Here is a 17,858-nt window from a genome sequence, read left to right on the forward strand (position 1 = left end):
GATCGGCCTGGACCGCGGCATCAGCGGACCCCTACTGGCAGCCTCGGCCTACTTCATGAAATCCCCACCCCAGCAATACCACGACGACGAAGCCCACCAGAAAGTCGAAGCCTTCATCCACGGCGATGAGGGCTCCTTCTCTGAGCGGCGCATAGAGGTAGAGACTAACCCGTACCCGTTCGCAGGACCCAAGAGCAACGGTGCTTAGGCGTACCCGGGTGTTCTTCGCTACCTTCTTGAGGCCGATCGCGAAATTAGGGGAGTGCTCGGGCCCCGCCCTGTCGGTAGCAAGGTGCGAAAATAACCCCGGCGCGGCGACCACTGTAGCTGTCTCGTCCGGGGTTCACACGTCCATGGCACCGGTTCCGGTGTCCGCAGGCTCGTGCTTGGATGGAGATTGTCGCATCGCTGGGGTGACAGTTGATTTGTGAAACTTATCACAGTGCGGGCGCAGTTCACGTGAATGTGACATCTTCGCGCTACAGTGGGCACCATCTGCTCCAACAGCCGGAACCGGCAGGCGGTCAGGACTGGTGCGCACAGCGTAGTGCGCGCTACGGAACAGCGGCTCAGGCTACGGGGTTCCGTAGTCCTCATCGGCCAGTCTCCGGCAGGCGGAGCAGAAACCTCGAAACCTGTATCCAATGGAGGGAAAAACAGTGACCACCGTTGCAACGGCGCCCGGTGTAACCCCAGCACGCATCGCAGAAGATGCCCCCACATCCCATCAGCCGCTGATCGATTTCGTCTCCGAGATCGCCGAACTCACCACCCCTGACACTATCCACTGGGTAGACGGCTCAGAGGGTGAGTACACCCGGCTCACTGACGAACTCGTCGAATCCGGCACCCTGACTCGGCTGACCAGCCCGGACTTTCCCAACAGTTTCGCCGCCTTCTCCGACCCGGCCGACGTCGCCCGGGTGGAGTCCCGGACCTTCATCTGCTCTGAGAAGGAGCGCGACGCCGGTTTCACCAACAACTGGGTGGACCCCTCCGAGATGCGCCAGACCCTCAACGGGGTCTTCAAGGGCTCGATGCGCGGACGCACTATGTATGTGATTCCGTTCGTGATGGGCCACCTGGAGGCCGATGATCCCAAATTCGGGGTGGAGATCACCGACTCCGCCTACGTGGTGGCAAGTATGCGGATCATGGCCCGGATCGGTACCGACGTACTGCGCAAGATCGAGGAACTCGGGGAGGCAAACGACCCCCGTGCCTTCTTCGTGCCAGCTGTGCATTCTGTGGGCGCCCCGCTTCAGCCCGGCCAGAAGGATGTGCCCTGGCCCTGCAACGAGGAGAAGTACATTGTCCACTTCCCTTCAGACCGGGAGATCTGGTCCTACGGCTCCGGCTACGGCGGCAACGCACTGCTGGGCAAAAAGTGTTACGCACTGCGCATCGCCAGCGTGATGGCACGGGACGAAGGCTGGCTGGCCGAGCATATGCTCATCCTGAAGCTCACCAGCCCGCAGAACAAGAGCTACTACGTCTCTGCGGCCTTCCCTTCTGCCTGCGGCAAGACCAACCTGGCGCTTATCGACCCCACCCTGGAGGGCTGGAAGGCCGAGACCCTGGGCGATGACATCACCTGGATCCGTCCCGGTGCTGAGGGCGAATTCCGCGTGGTCAACCCCGAGGCCGGATACTTCGGCGTTGCGCCAGGAACTGGCTGGCACACCAACGCCAACGCCATGCGCGCTATCGCCAAGGGCAACTCCATCTTCACCAACTGCGCGCTCACCGATGACGGCGGCGTCTGGTGGGAGGGTATGACCAAGGAACCGCCAGCACATCTGACCGACTGGCAGGGCAATGACTGGACCCCGGACTCAGAGGCACCGGCAGCCCATCCCAACGCCCGGTTCTGCACCCCGATCGATCAGACTGACATGCTGGCCGAAGAGTACTTCGAGCCCAACGGGGTCAAGCTGGATGCGATCCTCTTCGGCGGGCGCCGCAAGACCACGGTCCCGCTGGTCACCGAGGCCCTCGACTGGAACCACGGCATCTTCTACGGCGCTACGCTGTCTTCCGAGACCACTGCTGCCGCAGAGGGTGCAGTGGGCACAGTGCGCCGTGACCCGATGGCTATGCTGCCGTTCATCGGCTACGACGCCGGCGACTACCTCAAACACTGGGTGGAGGTTTCCGGTGCCGCGGCGCCGGAAAAGCTGCCCAAGATCTTCCTGGTCAACTGGTTCCGCCGCAACCGCGAGGGCGGCTTCGCCTGGCCCGGCTTCGCCGAGAACACCCGGGTTCTCAAATGGATTGTGGAGCGCCTGGAAGGCACCGGTGAAGCCGTGGAGACCCCCATCGGCTACACCCCCACCAAAGATGCCCTGGACCTGACCGGTCTGGAGGTCAGTGATGAGGACATCGAGGACTCCATCAAGGTGGACCCGGCCGAGTGGGCCGAGGAGATCCCACTAATCGAGGAGTGGCTTACCGGCTTCGGCGAATCCCTGCCCGAATCCATCGCTGCCGAACTCGAGGAGCTGAAGTCCCGGGTGGACTCTGCTTAGGAGGTTGCCTCCAACACTGTTGCGTAGTTGGCTACGGCCGAGCCTCCCATGTTGAACACGGCGGCTCGGCCGACCTTCTCCAACTGCATGTCTCCGGCTTCGCCTGTAAGCTGCATGGCAGCCATAATGTGCTGAGAGACACCGGTTGCACCAATAGGATGTCCCTTGGCTTTTAGGCCTCCGGAGCAGTTCACTGGCAGGCGGCCGTCACGTTCCGTCTCACCGGCGGCAAGTACCTGACCAGCCTTGCCTGGTTCGGCGATCCCGAATGCTTCATAGTGAAGTATCTCCGCGATAGTGAAGCAGTCATGAGTCTCTAGCAGATCGAGGTCATTTAGGGTGATGTCGGCTTCCCGCAGTGCTCCGTGGAAAGCCAAGCGTGGTCCTGCGAATTCCAATGGATCTCGTCGTGCTGCGAGTGTCATGTGATCATTGGCCTGGCTTCGCCCCTTTACCACGACTGATCGGTGGGCTGAGCGTGCCAGGTCCTCAGAAGTGAGTACTAACGCTGCAGCCCCGTCGGAAACCATGGAGCAGTCTGTTCGAAGCAGCCGGCCGACGACTTGCGGATTGTTTTCTGACTGCGTCACGCAGAACTCATAGCCGAGGTCCTTTTGCATGTGAGCATAAGGATTGGCTGTGCCGTTTCGGTGGTTCTTGGCCGCTACGTACGCCATCGCCTCCCGGGGGTCACTGTAACGCTCCGCGTATAAGTCGGCGAACTGAGCGAATACGCCTGCGAAGCTGCCCAGGGATTCCTCAGTTTTTCGGTAGGAAGCCGCTAATAAGTTACTGTTGACCTCTTTCCCCGAAACCGAGGTCATTTTTTCTGCCCCGATGACTAGCAGGGCGCGAGCTCGTCCCGCTTCGATCTGTGTGATGGCAGAGTGCAATGCGGCTGATCCGGTTGCGCAGGCATTCTCATATCGGGTGGCAGGCACTTGCGCCAGGGCCGGATTGCTAGCGCCAACTAACGCTGCTTCAAATCCTTGTGAGGAGAATCCGTTATTGAAAACGCCTACTGCAATGCCGTCGAGGTCTTCTGGACCCAGACCAGCATCAGCGATGGCTTTGCCGCTGACTTCAGCCATCAGCGACTCCAAGTCTTGGTTAGGATGTTTGCCGAACTGGGTGTGAGCCCATCCGACGATATGCACTGGTGCTGCCATGATTCTTCTCCGAGTTTCTTGGGACGGCGGTTCAACTGTTTATACGTAGCACTGGTGTGCCCCCGGCTGGTCCAGTCATGCTGAGGGTGGGCTACGAATTTCAGAGCAGTACTGACATGCCGAAGAGATAGCCGCATATGAGTACGAGTAACAGTCCCACAACGGGAACTGTGTATCCCACGACCTCGCTGAACTTCAGTCTGAAGTTTGCTAGGTATGGAAGTGCAAAGAATGGAATCAGAAGGTTAGTCAGTCCATCGCCCAGCTGATAAGCCTGAAGAATGAGTCCCATATCTGCACCGAGGTCTGAAGTGGTGGGAATGATGTAAGGAGCTTCGATCACAAACTTCGAACCTCCTGAGGGCACCGCGATGTTCAGCAGGCCGGAGTAGAGGAAAGCAATGACGGGCCAGGTTTCGGCAGTTGAGATTGTGGTAAAGGCTTGGGAAATGATCTCTCCGAAACCGGTTGCACTGATCAGTCCAAAGATTCCGGCGTAGAAAGGGAACTGAAGAATGAATCCAAAAGTCCCTGAGATACCGTCTTTAATCAGACCGGCATAGTACTCGGGACCATAGTTGGCACAGAGCAGGATGCCGAGCGAAAGGAACAGGAAGTTGAAAGAGTTAAGGTCTAAAGCTTCTACCCCCTGGGAGCCCAGGATAAAGAGGCTGTAGAGGAGCCCCAGGGTGCCGAAGAGGTACATAATGATCCTGCTGGCATTAGCACGTTGTGCCGGTGTTTCCCGCTTTACCCTGACTACCTGTTGCCCAGCATCGATTTCGTCTAGGAGCTGATCCTCGATCTGCTTCATCTTTTCTGGATTCTTAGGGTGCATAGCGATTGCCAGAACCACGACGATGATCATGCAGATGACGAGAAGTAAGATGTAGTCAATGCGCAGTACAGTACTGGTCAGGGGAAGACTGTATGGAGTGACCTCCTCGTATGCCTCAGGAACCAAATCTCGAAGATACCCGGGTGTAGCTGAATAGAGTACCGCGGCACCGGACATTCCTCCGGAGCTGGGCAAAAACGCCATGAAAATTGTTGCCACAAGGATAGGCGCATGGATCTTGATATTTTTTCGGCGGGCTTGGGCTAGCAGTTCTTTACCCATCACGATGCCCCCCATCATGCCGAGGCCCCAGTGAATGAACCCTAGAAGTGTTGCTACTGTGGCTCCTAGTGCGATCATCTGTCCTCGGGTGCTCGGAAGACCAGCTATCCATGTGAGAACCCGATTTGCTGGGGGTGAGGACGCTACAGCGTGGCCCGTGGCCAGAAGCACGGTCATCTGCATGGTAAACGCCAGTAAATCCCAGAACGATCCCGCCCACGCAGAGACGAGGCTGACTTCCTCTAGGTCATTGCTCCACACTGGGGTGTCGGTGAAGACCAGGACAAGGATCGCTACGAGAACGGTAAGGCTCAGACAGATGACGAAGGAATCCGGCATCCATTTGATGAACCATGCTAAGTATCGATCCATGAAGGACCGTTTTTCATTCACCTGTGTCTGTGACATGAGGGTCTCCTGAGGGATTTGGGTTGAGATCTTTAGCGGGCGAGCTTGAACTTCCGGATTTTCCCAACGGAAGTTCTGGGAAGCTCATCGATGAGATGCCATTCCTTTGGGCGGCACGCTGGAGCAAGGTGCTTTTCTGCCCACCTTGTGAGGGACTCGGCTGTTACGTGATCAGCAACGAATTTTTCGGGTACAACATAAGCCACTGCTGCGTGATCGCGGATTGGATCGTCTACTGCTACTACCGCTACTTCGGCGACTTCAGGAGCTTCTGAGATCCTGGCTTCAAGTTCTGTGAGCGAGACGTTCTCGCCAGCTATCTTCGTGACGTCGTCAATTCTGCCGACAAACGTTAGAGTTCCGTCGCGTGAGGTTCGGACGAGGTCACCTGTGACGAACCATTCTTGTCCATTCACACTGACGAAAGCACTTTTGTTAGCCTCTGGTCTGTTGAGGTACTCCTGGAAGATGTCGTGGCCTCTTTTTCCCCCCAGCAGTAGAAGTCCGGGTTCCCCGGAAGACACCGGATCTAGAGTGGAAGGGTCCACTAGGAGTATTTTTCGGCCTGGCACGGCTCTGCCAATTGTGTCGTGTGAGGGATTGGAGTTGTTATCCCGTGTGACGATGGTGACGGTTTCTGTCATCCCGTACAGCTGACGTGGCTGTGTGCCAGCGAGTTTTGTAAACGCGGTGTACTGCGAGTGATTCAGATTTTGAGCGAACCACACATGTGTGAGGTGGAGCGGCTCTGAGTCCTTGGCAGTCCGATTGAGGATCATCCGAATAGGAGCTGCGAAGAGACTTGCGTGGGTGGCTTTGGCCTCACGAGCCTGTTGAAGCCAACCTGAAGCTGAAAACTTACTTGAGAGGGCAACGGAGGCTCCTGCTCCAATGGCGGGCGCTAGGCAGTAGAACTGCGCATTGGCATGGAACATGGGTAAGGAAATGAACCAGCGATGCTGAGGCCCCAGATTGGCAAGTTCAGCCATGCTGCGTGTGAGCGTGGCATAGTTGGCCTGAGTGAGGACGACTCCCTTAGGTTCTGAAGTAGTGCCAGAGGTAAACATGACTGCTAGGCGGTCCTCAGGCCGTGCAGGAGTGGTGGCTGAGAGGTCGTGTCCCTTTTTGGGGTAGAAAGCCGAAATCTCCGTGAAATCGCGTTCGTCTTCATGCAGGAGCAATATTTGGTTGAGCTGACCGGCAGCGCCTGCGCGATAAGTTTCAGAACGAGCCTCAGCGGCTATCCCGACAGTTGGTGCAGTTCTGGATATTTGTCGAGCGATGTCTCTGGGGCTGGACGCTGGATCTACTGGTACCGTCCATGCCCGAAGCCGGGCGCATGCGAGTTGGACAGCGATAAAAGCGGGTGAGTTTCGCAGACACAAGTGCACTGAGTGATCCCGTTGAACTCCTAGATTGACCAGACAAGCGGTGACTCGCTCTACATGCTTGTCGAATTCTGAGTAAGACCACTGAGTCCAGACCTTCTCGTCGCTATGAAATAGGAGAAAGGGGGCGTGAGGGTGCGTGGCTACTGCACTGTCCCATGCCTCGATGTACGTAGCAGGGACTTTGGTGGGGACGTTCATTATGCCTCTCGAAGGTGTAGGTTCCTTGGTGTGCTGTATCTCACGTGATGCGCATCTCAAGTATGGAATGAGGTGTGAATCAGTGCTACATGGCCCGGTACAACGTTTCCCCAGTAGCATTTGTAGAAATTACAACTTCTAGGATGGTATTTCCGTGATGAATAAGCCTCAGGAAGACTTCCATATCGGTACCGGTACTACGGTTGAGGCCCTGAATCATAGGGATGAGCAAGACATCTGGATGCTTCGCGAGATTGCAGACCGGTTGGCAGCAGATTGCAGAGCGATTGTTGAGAAAGTAGTGCAAGAGTTGCGGGCATCTCAACCTGAGTACGATCCGGTGGAGGACGAAGAACTTGACCGCTCGGTGACTAGGAACGTGAATATGGCCGTGCGAACCTTGGCCAAAGGCACCGCGTTGCCGGCCGAGGATCTTAACGAGGGACTCTTGACTGGGCGCGAACGCTACGAGAAGCACATCGCGGTGCAGGATGTGCTGCAAGGGTTTCGAACGTGTTTCACCATCATTCATAACCATTTCGTAATGTACTGTGAGGCAATCGGTGTCGACACGCGCACCGCTCTTAGAGGGTCGCGGATCCTTTGGGCGGTCGCGGATGGTTTTACGGCCAGAATCGTCGCTGCCTACCGTGACTTGGCGACTGAATCGGCTATTCGGGATGCTGAGCTTCGCACTGAAGGGGTTCGTCGTATCCTTCGGGGTGAGCCGAGTATCGGTATTTATCAGAGACTAGGCCTTGACCCCTCGCACAGGTATGCAGCAGTTTGTTGCTCATTCCCCTCCGGTCGAGGCAGCACTGTTCGAAGCCGCCTAGAAACCTCAGGCAGCTACTCTGGTGCGCCTGCACAGGTGGTGTTTGAAGGTGAGTTGGTAGTTGGTTTAGTTTCCAAGCGGCCAGAACCTCAGAAAGATCAGATTATTGGAATTGGCCCCTTCGTGAGTCTCTCAGAGGTGGCTGGGTCTTATCAGGTAGCCAGAAAGCTCCTGACCATTGCTCAGGCGAAACAGCTGGGCGGGATCTACAGTGCAGCGGAGGCTTCCTGGAGACTTGCCCTGTTAGAGAGCCCCGGGGTGTCGGCACACCTCATTGATAAGTGCATAGCAGCTGTTGTGGAATACGGAGATTTCGGTCAGGAGATTATCGATTCTGTTGAGATGTACTTCGAAGACTCATGTGTGGTAAAAATTGCTGCCCAAAGGTTGATGGTCCACGAGAACAGCCTCCGCTATCGGCTTCGGAGGTATGAAGAGATTACTGGCCTCCGCTTGAGCAACCCTGCCGACATCGCAGAGATACAGTGGGCTCTTGAGGCTCGGACTCTATATAACGATAACGACTGCCGCTGAGCGCTCTTATTCCTCCCGGACCAGGCGGAGGACCTGGTCGCGGACCTGCTCCATCTGTTCGCGGCTGTGGGCCTCGCCGTTGTAGCGTAGGAACGGCTCGGTGTTCGAAGGCCGCAGGTTGAACCACCAGCTGCCGTTCTCAGCGGAGACCGTGACCCCGTCCAGACGCGAGACGACGACGCCGCCCGACTCGAACTCCGTCACCGCCTTCTCGGTCGCAGCGGCCTTATCGGCCACCTGGGAGTTGATCTCACCGCTGGCGAAGTACGGGTTGAACTCAGCGGCCAGCTCGGAGAGTGGCTGCTCCTGCTCACCGAGTGCTGCCAGCACATGCATGGCAGCAAGCATCCCGGTGTCGGCGTTGAAGAAGTCCCGGAAGTAGTAGTGGGCGGAGTGTTCACCGCCGAAGACTGCGTTCTCGGCGGCCATCACCGCCTTGATGTAGCTGTGCCCCACCCGGGTCTGCACCGCCCGGCCGCCCTCGGCCTCCACCAGCTCCGGCACTGCACGGGAGGTGATCAGATTGTGGATGATCACCGGCTCCGCCTCCCCCATGGTCCTGGCCCTGGCGATTTCGCGACGGGCCACCAGCGCGGTCACCGCCGAGGGGGAGACCGGCTCACCCTGTTCATCGATCACAAAGCAGCGGTCAGCATCCCCATCGAAGGCCAGCCCGATATCCGCACCCTGCTCAATCACTCCAGCCTGCAGATCCTGCAGGTTCTCCGGCTCCAGCGGATTGGCCGGGTGGTTGGGGAAGCTTCCGTCGAGCTCAAAGTACAGCGGCACAATCTCGACCGGCAGCCCGTCCAGCAGCTCATCGCCCAGCACCGCCGGGGTGGTCAGCCCGGCCATCCCGTTGCCGGCATCCACCACCACTTTCAGTCGGCGGATTCCGGAGAGGTTCACCAGGGAGCGGAGGTAGGCGGCGTACTCGGCCAGCAGCGGCACAGACTCGACCTGGACGTCGTCCTTCTCAGGAACCTCACCGGCCTCCAGGTAGGCCTGGGCGGCGTCGCGGATTTCGGTCAGCCCGGTCTCAGCCGAGAGCGGCACCGCACCGGCCTTGGCCATCTTCATCCCGTTGTATTCGGCGGGGTTGTGGCTGGCGGTGAACATCACCCCGGGCGCATCCATGGTCCCGCAGGCGTAGTAGAGCATATCGGTGGAGATCAGACCCAGATCGGTCACCACCGCTCCGCGGGCAGCAGCCCCGGTGGCGAAGCTGGCAGCGAACTCGGCCGAGGAGGGCCGCATATCCCCGCCCACCAGCACTTGCTGGCCGGACAGTCCCAGCACGTCCACAAAGGCCGCACCTACCGCACGCACCGAGTCTGCGGTGATGGTCTCACCCACGATCCCGCGCACATCATAGGCCTTGAAGGATTCGCTCAGATCAATACTCACCCAGACATTCTACGGGTGTGCCCGTTAGACTGGCTGATATGGAGATCCTCATGGTCCTGCTCGCCGGCGTGGTGATCTTTGTGCTGATCCGCAGGATGATGCAGCGCCAGGCGCAGAAGATGCATACCCGGATTCAGGACGAGATCACCCCTGAGGCTGCCCGGGCGGCGGCCCTGGCGCTCAACGACGACCAGCACAAGGCCGTCTACCAAGCCATCGCCGCCGAGGATGCCAAGCGCGCGCTGGCGGTGTTCAAGCAGTCCACCAGCGCCTCCATCCAGGACAGCATCGTGGCGATCCAGGCGCTGTTCCGCTACCCGCAGCCCGCGCCCAGTGAGATCCGCTTCGAGGAGGGCTTCAACCTCAACGGAGGCGATGACCAGGTCAGCGATGAGTACCTCGAGGATGCCATCGATCAGGTTCGCGAGGATGCGGAGAAGGACGACGCCCCTGAGGTGGCCGCCCCAGATTCTTCGGAATCTGCACAGGACCCGGACCTCAGGGGCGCAGACGCCTCGGCAGCTTCTCCGGACAGCTCCAGTGAGGGTCCGCTGGCGGAGGCGGATCCCAACACCGGCAAGATCCTGGGGGAGAACAAGGACCAGGTACCTGATATCCCCGGTGGGCAGCAGCCCGCTGATCCGGCGGAGGCCGATGAGGAGGATCTGGATGCCAAGGCCAGGGAGCTGCTGGCTGCGGAGGGTTTCAACCCGGATGAGGAGCTGACCATCCCGGAGGACTGGGCCGCCGAGGATGAGCAGGCTGGGTTCCACCTGGAGGTCCAGCGCGGTGAGGAGAAGATCACCCTCTCACATGAGGATCTGGAACCTTGGGTGCATGACCAGATGTATGCTCTGCTGCGCGATGACCATGTGGACCAGGCCGCCGAACTTCTGGCCGCCAATTCACCGCTAACCGCCGCGGAGGCTCACCGGTTCCTGGTGGTCTTCAAGAACCAGTCTTGACGCTGATGGTCTTTGGCGGTGCGGGTGGGATTCGAACCCACGGTTGGGGTTGCCAACAACGGTTTTCAAGACCGTCACCTTCGGCCGCTCGGTCACCGCACCTGGAGTGTTTCCAGCGCTCCACTATACGCCACCGGGCTCGGGTGCCGCGATGAAGCTGTTCGGACGGCGCGGCATCCGGAGGGCCGACGGTAGGAAGATCGACAAGGAGCTGGGCAAAGGGCTCTGGCGGCAGGCCCATGACCGCTATGTGCGTGGCCTGGACCGGTACCACCAGATTCTGGAGGGGGTGGAGGACGACGCCGCTCACAACCAGTTGGTGCTTATCGGTGACGAGCTTGCCGAACAGCTTCCGCGGGTTTACCAGATGTGCCGCAGGGCCCATGAGCAGTTCCCCGCCACCGGGTTGAACGTGCCGCCAGGGGCCTCTGCGCTGCACTCCGGGCTCTCACGGGCGGCCAATCATCTGGCCACCACCGCGGAGGCCGAGGCGATGGTGCGGCTGAAGCACGGTGAGCTGGCTTCGGTCCGCCATCGCGCCGACCAGGTCCTGGCCTGCCTGGAGGAGGCCGAGAAGGCTCTCCCGTGAGCAGCGAGCGCAGCGATGCTGCGACTTTAGGTGCGAAGCTCGGTGCCACTGCAACCGAGCGAGAGGCGAGCGGGACCTGTGCCCGCCGCCGGGACCAGCACTGAGCCTGCTATCGGATTCGAACCGACGACCTTTCCATTACGAGTGGAATGCTCTACCAGCTGAGCTAAGCAGGCGCGCGGAACACGCGAGCACCTATCTTATCAGCGGGTATGTGCGGCGGATTCGTGCTTCTCATCATCAGGCAGCCGCGAGTCCTCATCCTCCGGTACCACCATCACTGGCCCGGCGGCATGCATCAGCAGCGAGGATGAGGTGGAGCCCAGCAGGGCACTGGCCAATCCGGTCCGACCCCGGGTGCCGACCACGGTCAGTTGGGCGGCAGTGGTCTCCTCGCGCAGCACCTCTACGGGCAGCCCGTCGATCACTGCGCAGCTGATCACCAGGTGCTCGAAGTGCTCGGTGAGCCAGCGCACCACCACCTGCAGCCGGTCCTCCAGCTCCCGGCGGTGCCGCTGGTGCTCATCCTCGCGCGGGCCCAGCTCGGGATACCAGAGCAGGGTCCCGTCCAGCGGCGGGACAGCCAGGACGATCCGCAGCGGCACGCCATGGGCTGCGGCCATCTCGGCGGCACGCAGAGCAGCCAATTTGGAGCCGTGGGAGGAATCCATGCCCACGGTGACGGGGCGCTGGTCGGTGCTCAGCCAGGGGGCGTCCCCGGTGCGCAGCTGATAGCTGCGGTCCACCACCACAGTGGGGCAGGAGGCGTGGGCGGGCAGCGCAGAGGAGACCGAGCCCAGCACCCGGCCGATGAACCCGCCGCGGCCGCGGGCGCCCACCACGGCGATCTCGGCATGGGCGGAATGAGCCACCAGAACACCCGCGGCATCCCCGTACTCCACGTGGGACTGGACCGGACCGGGATAGTCAGCCAACAGATCCCGGGCCTCTTCGAGAATCTCCTCCGCGCCCTGGCGGGCCAGAGTGTCCCCGGTGACCTCGGTGGTGGAGTCGGTGTATCCGGAGATGGTCCGCGGCACGGTGAAAGCGGTCATCACCGTCAACGGCAGCTCACGCCGTGTGGCCTCGGCGGCAGCCCACTGCAGGGCCCGCGCCGCATGCTCAGAGCCGTCGAAGCCGACCAGTACACCCAGAGTGCCGTTGATGTGGTGAATCATGGACTCAGCCTAACAGTGATGCATATCACACTCTAGGGTGACGGGCCCGGACTGCTTGTGCGGTCCCGCGGCATCCCTGCCGTTCCATGGTCAGCCCCCGCAGGTCTCCTGACCCTCAAAGAGCGTGCCCTCGATGAAGTAGTCGTCCACAACATCGGCCACGCAGGGGTTGTCCGGCCGGTAGCTGATGTGTCCCTCGCCTTCGTAGAGCAGCAGCGCGGAGTTGGGCATCATCGAATGCACACTCTCGGCCCACTCCACTGGGGTGGCCGGGTCCTCGGTGCCGCCCACCAGCAGCATCTGCGGCAGCTCATCGCTGGGCTCCCAGGGTTCGCCCATCGGTTCAGTGGGCAGTGCATGGCAGAACTCGGTGCCGGTGCCGATGAACTGGTCGGTGAACGGTGTCTCCTCATCCAGCAGGCCCGGGCCCTCGAAGCCCTCACCGTCAAGCGGGTAGTCCAGGCACATGATGGTGCGGAAGGACCAGCTGGAGATCCAGTCGTAGCTGCCGTCCGGGTTGCGCCCGTCGTAGATGTCCGAGAGGTACTGGAAGTACTCGGGATCCTCGTTCTCGACCCAGTCGGTCAGCGCCACCAGCAGGGCCTCCTGCCCGCCGGCCACATACATGGTGGTGGAAAGTCCGCTGAAGATAGTCGTCGCGCTGATCAGACGCCCGTCCGAGGCTTCTACGGGGGCATCCCACATCTGGTCGATCCGCTGGTCGATCTCATCAACCACGTCCTCTGCGTCCCCCTCAATGGGACAGTCCTGGTGCGCGGCGCAGAACTCGGCGAACTCCCAGAGCTGACGCTCAAAGCCCACGGACTGATCAGCGGTGATCCCACTGATGCTCAGCGAGGTGTCCATCACCCCGTCCAGCACCCAGCGGCCTACATGTTCGGGGAAGAGCTCGGCATAGGCCAGGCCCAGCTTGGTGCCGTAGGACATGCCGAAGTAGTGCAGTCGATCCTCACCGATGGCGTCGCGCACAATGTCCATATCCTGGGCCGCGGAGATGGTGTCGATGTGCTCGATGAGGTCCCCGCTGAGCTCTTGGCATTGGGCCACCACATCAGTGAACTCCACGACTTCGTCCACCAGGTCGGCGTCGATGGCCTCATCGCCGGTCAGCTGGTTGAAGAGGTCGTACTCCTCATCGTCCATGCACTCCAGCGGGGCGGAGCGGGCCACACCGCGCGGGTCGAAGCCCACAATGTTGTACTGCTCCTGGAGCCGGGAGGTGAAGACCCAGTCCAGCTGCTCGGCCACGATGTCGTAGCCGGAGGAGCCGGGACCGCCGGGGTTCATCAGCAGGAACGGCACCGTATCCAGGGAGTCGGAGACGAACTCGATCTCAATGGTCTCGCCGTCCGGATCGCTGTAGTCCTTGGGCACGGTGACCGTCCCGCAGTGCATACCGGACTCACACTGGCGCCAGTCCACCTCCTGGTCGTAGAACTCGTCCAGTCCCTCCACCGGATCGGCGGGGAAGTGCTCCGGCGGGCTGTGCCCGGCATCGGGGACGATATCGCTGTAGTCGGTGTTCACCGAGCTGGTGGCGTCGTCGTCCTCTTCCTCATCCTCAGGGGCCGCGGTCTCTTCGGCTGGGGGTTCGGGAGTGTCTTCTTCGGTCTCAGTATCAACCGGAGGGGCGGGCTGGGGGTCCTCAGTCGCACATCCGGTCAGCAGGGTCAGCAGTACGACGCCGCCAATAGCGGCAGTCCGGGAGACTCGTCTGGATGCCATCATTCCCTTACCCTACCGACAGCCGCCGAGATGCTGCGCAGCGGTCTCAACCAGCAGCCGGGGTCAGCGGCGTCTGGTTCGCGGGATCAGCTGCATCATCAGAGCCTCCATGGCCAGGGTGGGCGGCACATTCTGGGTGATTCGCACCCGGGCTGCGTTCAGGGCGTCCAGGCAGGCCAGGGACTGTTCGGGGCTGAGCACCTCAGCAAGCTCGGCCAGCTGGGAGCTCAAGTGCTGGTTGATCAGCTCAGCGCCGGTGCCCAGCTTGATGCTCAGCACATCCCGGTAAGCAGCAGTGAGGTCGATCAGCGTGCGGTCCAAGGAATCGGTAACGGCCCGTTTGGCCCGCCGCGCGGCGTCGTCCTCCAGCCGCTTGAACTGGCTGCGCAGCTTGGCCGGGATCTTCTCCTCAGGCTCCAGGCCCAGTGAGCGGCGCAGCGCGGTCTGCTCCTGGGCCAGCCGGACAGCGGAGTCAGCCTCGGCATCAGTTTGGGCCATGGAGACCAGTTCAGCAGCAGCCAGCACGGCACCGGAGGCAGACCGGACTCTCAGCGGCAGGGAGACGATCTGCTCGCGGCGGCTGCGGGCCTGCGGGTCGGCGGCCAGTCGGCGGGCCACCCCAATATGGTTCTGCGAAATCCGGGCAGAGAACTCAGCCTCGGCTGCGCTCAGCCCATCGCGGGAGACCAGCAGTGCCGCGACCTCCTCAGTGGGCGGAATGCGCAGGCTCACCGGCCGGCATCGAGAACGAATGGTCACTAGCACATCAGCGGGGGAGGGGGCGCAGAGCACCCAGACCGTCTGCGGGGGAGGCTCCTCGATGGACTTCAGCAGCACATTGGTGGCCCGCTCGGTCATCCGGTCGGCGTCCTCCATCACGATCACCCGCCACCGGTAGCCCTGTGGGCGGTCCTGGGCAGTGGTGATCAGCTCACGGACATCGTCGATCCGGTAGGTGACGTTCTCGGTGGAGACCAGCTGCACGGCGGGATGGGCACCTGCGGCCACCATCCGGCAGGACTGGCACTGTCCGCAGCCGCCCTGCTCGCAGTTCAGCGCGGCGGCGAACGCCCGGGCTGCATTCGAGCGACCGGACCCCGGCGGTCCGGTGAACAGCCAGGCATGGGTGGGCATACCGGAGGCCACGGCCGACCGCAGCTGCTCCACCACGGCCGATTGCCCCACCAGCTCGGCGAACACTCCGGTGCCGGCAGAGGTCTGCGCCTGGGCTGCTGGGGGCGCGGGCGTCGTCGTACTCACCCTCCCACTCTATAAGCTGGCGCGGAGGTTCGCCCTGCCCGGCCGGAACCCGGCAGAAACCACGCTCAGCTCAGTCCTGGGGCTGCATGGCGGAGTTGATCACGACCACGCCGGGGCCGTAGTGCTCATCGATCTGGGACTGCAGGGTGCCGTCGTCGTAGAGCACCTGTACGGAGAGCTGGTTGCTGGTGGTGTCCACCGAGAGGCTGTTGGCCCCGGGCACCTCGAGTTCCTCCTGCAGGGAGTTCAGCTCATCCTCGGTGAAGGTGGCTTCGCTGATACAGAGCATCCCGCCCCATTGTTCACGCAGGGTGTTATAAGCGCCCTGCGGGTCCTCGGTAACCTGGACGTTGAGGATCAGCAGCTCGGGATCGTTCAGCTGCTCCTCCAGCTCAAGGGTGTCCTCACCTTCGGCGGCGGCCTCATTGACATCCTCAGCGGTGACCGGGTTCGGCGAATTGTCCACCCAGAGGCCTGCGTAGCCGGGCAGTTGCTCAGCGCTCTGCTGGGTCTGCTGCAGGGTCTCATCGGTGGTGCGTTCGGGGTCCTCGACCTCCCAGCCACCCTCGGGCTCCGGGCAGGGGCTGGTGAAGTCCACAGAGATATCCGGGGCCGCCGGAGCCTCATCGTCGGGCAGCACCTCATCTAGGGTGAACTCCTCGGTGCCCGGGTCGTAGTCGCCGGTGAGCACGTAGTCGCCCCAGCGCACCCCGGAGGCTTCGTTGTGGGGGTGCTCGTCCCAGTCCCAGCCGATCACATCAGGTCCGCCGCACTGCGGGGGATAAGACTCCATCATGTAGTAGCACAGCTGGGGGCCCTCGGCGTCTTCCAGCACGGAGGCGCTGGTGATGACTGTGGCCGGTTCCGGTGCTTCCAGCTCTGGGGGAGAATCCGGTAGGTCGGCAGCGTCCATGGCGGGCACTACGCCTCCGGAGGATGAGATGTCTGCCTCCGAGGGTGAATCACCGTTGGGCTGGGCGGACGGGTCCTCTCCAGTGCCGCAGGCGCTGAGCGCCAGTGCTGCAGCGGCTGCGGTGGTCAGAGCTGCGCCGAGCGGCGTGTTCTTCCGTTCGTGAGGTGCTGCGCGGTATCCCATGGCACCACGGTAGGCCGACTCGGTGCGCGGCTGAAACCCCGCATCGGGCATCGTTGCGACTCTGTGACCCTGACTCTGCGGTGTGCTGCCGCTACGGTGGAGTCTATGCAGGTGCTTCAGGAGATGACCGACGACGTTGCCAGCCTTGCCCGGGATGCCCAGAAGGTGGCAGTGCTCACCGGTGCTGGGATCAGTGCCGAGAGCGGGGTGCCCACCTTCCGTGAGGTCCAGACCGGGCTCTGGGAGCGGTTCTCGGCTCAGGACCTGGCCACCACGGATGCGTTCTCTGCGAACCCGGCCCTGGTGTGGACCTGGTACCGGTGGCGGCAGTCGCTGATCCGTCAGGTGGAGCCCAATCCGGGGCACATTGCGCTCGTCGAATGGCAACGCCACCTCGCCGAGCGCGGCGGCAGACTCACCATCGCCACCCAGAACGTGGATGATCTGCACGAACGTGCCGGGGCTCGGGTGCTGGCTCATCTGCACGGCAGCATCTTCACCCACCGCTGTGCTGAGTGCGGTACTGCGGCGCAGCTGCCGGATCCCACCTACAACGGATTCGAGTCCCCGCCTGAGCCGGAGGAGCCCCCGGTCTGTCAGGACTGCGGCGCCCATATCCGCCCGGATGTGGTGTGGTTCGGTGAGATGCTGCCCATGGAGGCCTTCGAAGCCACCGCGGCGACTATTCGGAACGCGGATCTGGTGATTGTGGCCGGCACATCCGGGATTGTGCAGCCTGCGGCCTCTCTGCCGCTGCTGGCCTTGGAGCGAGGCACTCCACTGATTGAGGTCAACCCGGAGCTCACTGAGCTCAGCGAGACCATGGACTACTGCCTACGCGGTTCATCGGGCTCTTTGCTGCCCGCTCTGGTCAGTGCCGCGGCGGCGCAGTAGTACCAACGACGCCGCCTGCTCACCTTGGTTGCCGCCGATTCAGCCGGCACATGTATCTCAGTACCGTTGGCCGTGTTCGGTGAGGAACGCGCTGAGGTAGGGCAGGGTGAAGCGCAGCAGTCCTCGTCCGGCCGGTTCGATAACGCCAGCCAGTGTCAGGGGTGCCTGGTATCGGGAGATCCAGCTGTGGTCGTGCTCCAAGCGTCGCTCAATGTCGGTGATCTTTGAGGGGCCAGGATCTTCTGCCATGGCCAGTATGCACCCCTGGCCCGCAGCCTTACCTTTCTGTGGCGGCTGTGTGCAGGATTCGTCCCACACGGATCGCCTAGGGCGGTTCCACGTAGAAGATGAGGTGCGGACTTGCAGGTCCACCCTGGCCGCGGCTACTGATTTGATGTCGTTTCTGACTCGAGTTTGCGGCCGAGTTGGGTGAAGGTCCAGCCTGCGTTTTCCCAGTCGGTGGCTGGTAGTACGTTGCGGGCGTCGATGAAGCGTTTGGCGGCGACGAGGTGGTTGAGGTCGGTGGGGGTGAGGGTTTTG

At 61.6% G+C, this 17,858-nt stretch carries 14 protein-coding genes, 2 tRNA genes and 1 pseudogene; 6 read left to right on the plus strand and 11 right to left on the minus strand.

Annotation, left to right across the window (positions count from 1 at the left end):
- Both F0311_RS18430 and F0311_RS07225 read left to right on the plus strand, forming a co-directional pair.
- Window positions 1-208, plus strand: a pseudogene (locus tag F0311_RS18430) (hypothetical protein); the annotation flags it as partial.
- A gap of 436 nt (window positions 209-644) precedes the next feature.
- Window positions 645-2,528 carry a phosphoenolpyruvate carboxykinase (GTP) gene (locus tag F0311_RS07225; protein ID WP_150461282.1) on the plus strand — a complete coding sequence of 628 codons (1,884 nt, stop codon included), beginning with the start codon at window positions 645-647 and terminating at the stop codon, window positions 2,526-2,528.
- On the opposite strand, the gene F0311_RS07230 is transcribed toward F0311_RS07225, so the two are convergent.
- From F0311_RS07230 to F0311_RS07240, 3 genes are all read right to left on the minus strand, one after another.
- Complete coding sequence (locus F0311_RS07230; RefSeq protein ID WP_150461283.1) at window positions 2,525-3,697, minus strand: thiolase domain-containing protein; 1,173 nt, start codon at window positions 3,695-3,697, stop codon at window positions 2,525-2,527. The genes F0311_RS07225 and F0311_RS07230 overlap by 4 nt on opposite strands.
- A gap of 100 nt (window positions 3,698-3,797) precedes the next feature.
- Complete coding sequence (locus F0311_RS07235) at window positions 3,798-5,225, minus strand: TIGR00366 family protein (protein ID WP_223881193.1); 1,428 nt, start codon at window positions 5,223-5,225, stop codon at window positions 3,798-3,800.
- A gap of 32 nt (window positions 5,226-5,257) precedes the next feature.
- Window positions 5,258-6,934: a class I adenylate-forming enzyme family protein gene (locus tag F0311_RS07240; protein ID WP_317982580.1), complete on the minus strand. Its 1,677-nt coding sequence runs from the start codon at window positions 6,932-6,934 to the stop codon at window positions 5,258-5,260.
- 37 nt (window positions 6,935-6,971) lie between these two features.
- On the opposite strand from F0311_RS07240, the gene F0311_RS07245 reads away from it, so the two are divergent.
- Entirely contained in the window at window positions 6,972-8,183 is a 1,212-nt protein-coding gene (locus tag F0311_RS07245) for a PucR family transcriptional regulator (protein WP_223881196.1), read from the plus strand.
- A 6-nt stretch (window positions 8,184-8,189) separates the two neighbouring features.
- On the opposite strand, the gene F0311_RS07250 is transcribed toward F0311_RS07245, so the two are convergent.
- Complete coding sequence (locus F0311_RS07250) at window positions 8,190-9,590, minus strand: phosphomannomutase/phosphoglucomutase (RefSeq protein ID WP_150461286.1); 1,401 nt, start codon at window positions 9,588-9,590, stop codon at window positions 8,190-8,192.
- 38 nt (window positions 9,591-9,628) lie between these two features.
- On the opposite strand from F0311_RS07250, the gene F0311_RS07255 reads away from it, so the two are divergent.
- Complete coding sequence (locus F0311_RS07255; RefSeq protein ID WP_150461287.1) at window positions 9,629-10,555, plus strand: hypothetical protein; 927 nt, start codon at window positions 9,629-9,631, stop codon at window positions 10,553-10,555.
- A 13-nt stretch (window positions 10,556-10,568) separates the two neighbouring features.
- Here F0311_RS07255 and F0311_RS07260 read toward each other — a convergent pair.
- Window positions 10,569-10,657 (minus strand) — tRNA-Ser (locus F0311_RS07260).
- A 49-nt stretch (window positions 10,658-10,706) separates the two neighbouring features.
- Here F0311_RS07260 and F0311_RS07265 point away from each other — a divergent pair.
- Window positions 10,707-11,144 (plus strand): hypothetical protein, encoded by a 438-nt coding sequence (locus tag F0311_RS07265; protein WP_150461288.1) that lies wholly within the window; start codon window positions 10,707-10,709, stop codon window positions 11,142-11,144.
- 103 nt (window positions 11,145-11,247) lie between these two features.
- On the opposite strand, the gene F0311_RS07270 is transcribed toward F0311_RS07265, so the two are convergent.
- The 5 genes from F0311_RS07270 to F0311_RS07290 form a co-directional block, all read right to left on the minus strand.
- Window positions 11,248-11,320, minus strand: a tRNA-Thr gene (locus F0311_RS07270).
- A 27-nt stretch (window positions 11,321-11,347) separates the two neighbouring features.
- Window positions 11,348-12,322 (minus strand): universal stress protein, encoded by a 975-nt coding sequence (locus tag F0311_RS07275; RefSeq protein WP_150461289.1) that lies wholly within the window; start codon window positions 12,320-12,322, stop codon window positions 11,348-11,350.
- Between the two features lie 90 nt (window positions 12,323-12,412).
- Entirely contained in the window at window positions 12,413-14,071 is a 1,659-nt protein-coding gene (locus tag F0311_RS07280) for an alpha/beta hydrolase (protein WP_150461290.1), read from the minus strand.
- Window positions 14,072-14,131: 60 nt separating this feature from the next.
- Window positions 14,132-15,328 carry a DNA polymerase III subunit delta' gene (locus F0311_RS07285; RefSeq protein ID WP_223881194.1) on the minus strand — a complete coding sequence of 399 codons (1,197 nt, stop codon included), beginning with the start codon at window positions 15,326-15,328 and terminating at the stop codon, window positions 14,132-14,134.
- 70 nt (window positions 15,329-15,398) lie between these two features.
- Window positions 15,399-16,475, minus strand: a complete 1,077-nt coding sequence (locus F0311_RS07290; RefSeq protein WP_150461291.1) for a hypothetical protein — start codon at window positions 16,473-16,475, stop codon at window positions 15,399-15,401.
- Between the two features lie 12 nt (window positions 16,476-16,487).
- Between F0311_RS07290 and F0311_RS07295 the strand changes: the two genes are divergently transcribed.
- Entirely contained in the window at window positions 16,488-17,318 is an 831-nt protein-coding gene (locus F0311_RS07295) for an SIR2 family NAD-dependent protein deacylase (RefSeq protein WP_223881195.1), read from the plus strand.
- Window positions 17,319-17,375: 57 nt separating this feature from the next.
- Here F0311_RS07295 and F0311_RS07300 read toward each other — a convergent pair whose 3' ends face one another.
- Complete coding sequence (locus F0311_RS07300) at window positions 17,376-17,567, minus strand: hypothetical protein (protein ID WP_150461292.1); 192 nt, start codon at window positions 17,565-17,567, stop codon at window positions 17,376-17,378.
- Window positions 17,568-17,858: the final 291 nt, after the last annotated feature.

The sequence above is a fragment of the Nesterenkonia ebinurensis genome, assembly GCF_008711175.1.
Taxonomy (GTDB): Bacteria; Actinomycetota; Actinomycetes; order Actinomycetales; family Micrococcaceae; genus Nesterenkonia; species Nesterenkonia ebinurensis.

Bases quoted from the DNA above. Each gene is read 5' to 3' on its own strand.
- F0311_RS07225 (WP_150461282.1), top strand. From the start codon at position 645: ATGGAGGGAAAAACAGTGACCACCGTTGCAACGGCGCCCGGTGTAACC.
- F0311_RS07230 (WP_150461283.1), bottom strand. From the start codon at position 3,697: ATGGCAGCACCAGTGCATATCGTCGGATGGGCTCACACCCAGTTCGGC.
- F0311_RS07235 (WP_223881193.1), bottom strand. From the start codon at position 5,225: ATGTCACAGACACAGGTGAATGAAAAACGGTCCTTCATGGATCGATAC.
- F0311_RS07240 (WP_317982580.1), bottom strand. From the start codon at position 6,934: ATGCTACTGGGGAAACGTTGTACCGGGCCATGTAGCACTGATTCACAC.
- F0311_RS07245 (WP_223881196.1), top strand. From the start codon at position 6,972: ATGAATAAGCCTCAGGAAGACTTCCATATCGGTACCGGTACTACGGTT.
- F0311_RS07255 (WP_150461287.1), top strand. From the start codon at position 9,629: ATGGAGATCCTCATGGTCCTGCTCGCCGGCGTGGTGATCTTTGTGCTG.
- F0311_RS07265 (WP_150461288.1), top strand. From the start codon at position 10,707: ATGAAGCTGTTCGGACGGCGCGGCATCCGGAGGGCCGACGGTAGGAAG.
- F0311_RS07275 (WP_150461289.1), bottom strand. From the start codon at position 12,322: ATGATTCACCACATCAACGGCACTCTGGGTGTACTGGTCGGCTTCGAC.
- F0311_RS07280 (WP_150461290.1), bottom strand. From the start codon at position 14,071: ATGATGGCATCCAGACGAGTCTCCCGGACTGCCGCTATTGGCGGCGTC.
- F0311_RS07290 (WP_150461291.1), bottom strand. From the start codon at position 16,475: ATGCCCGATGCGGGGTTTCAGCCGCGCACCGAGTCGGCCTACCGTGGT.
- F0311_RS07300 (WP_150461292.1), bottom strand. From the start codon at position 17,567: ATGGCAGAAGATCCTGGCCCCTCAAAGATCACCGACATTGAGCGACGC.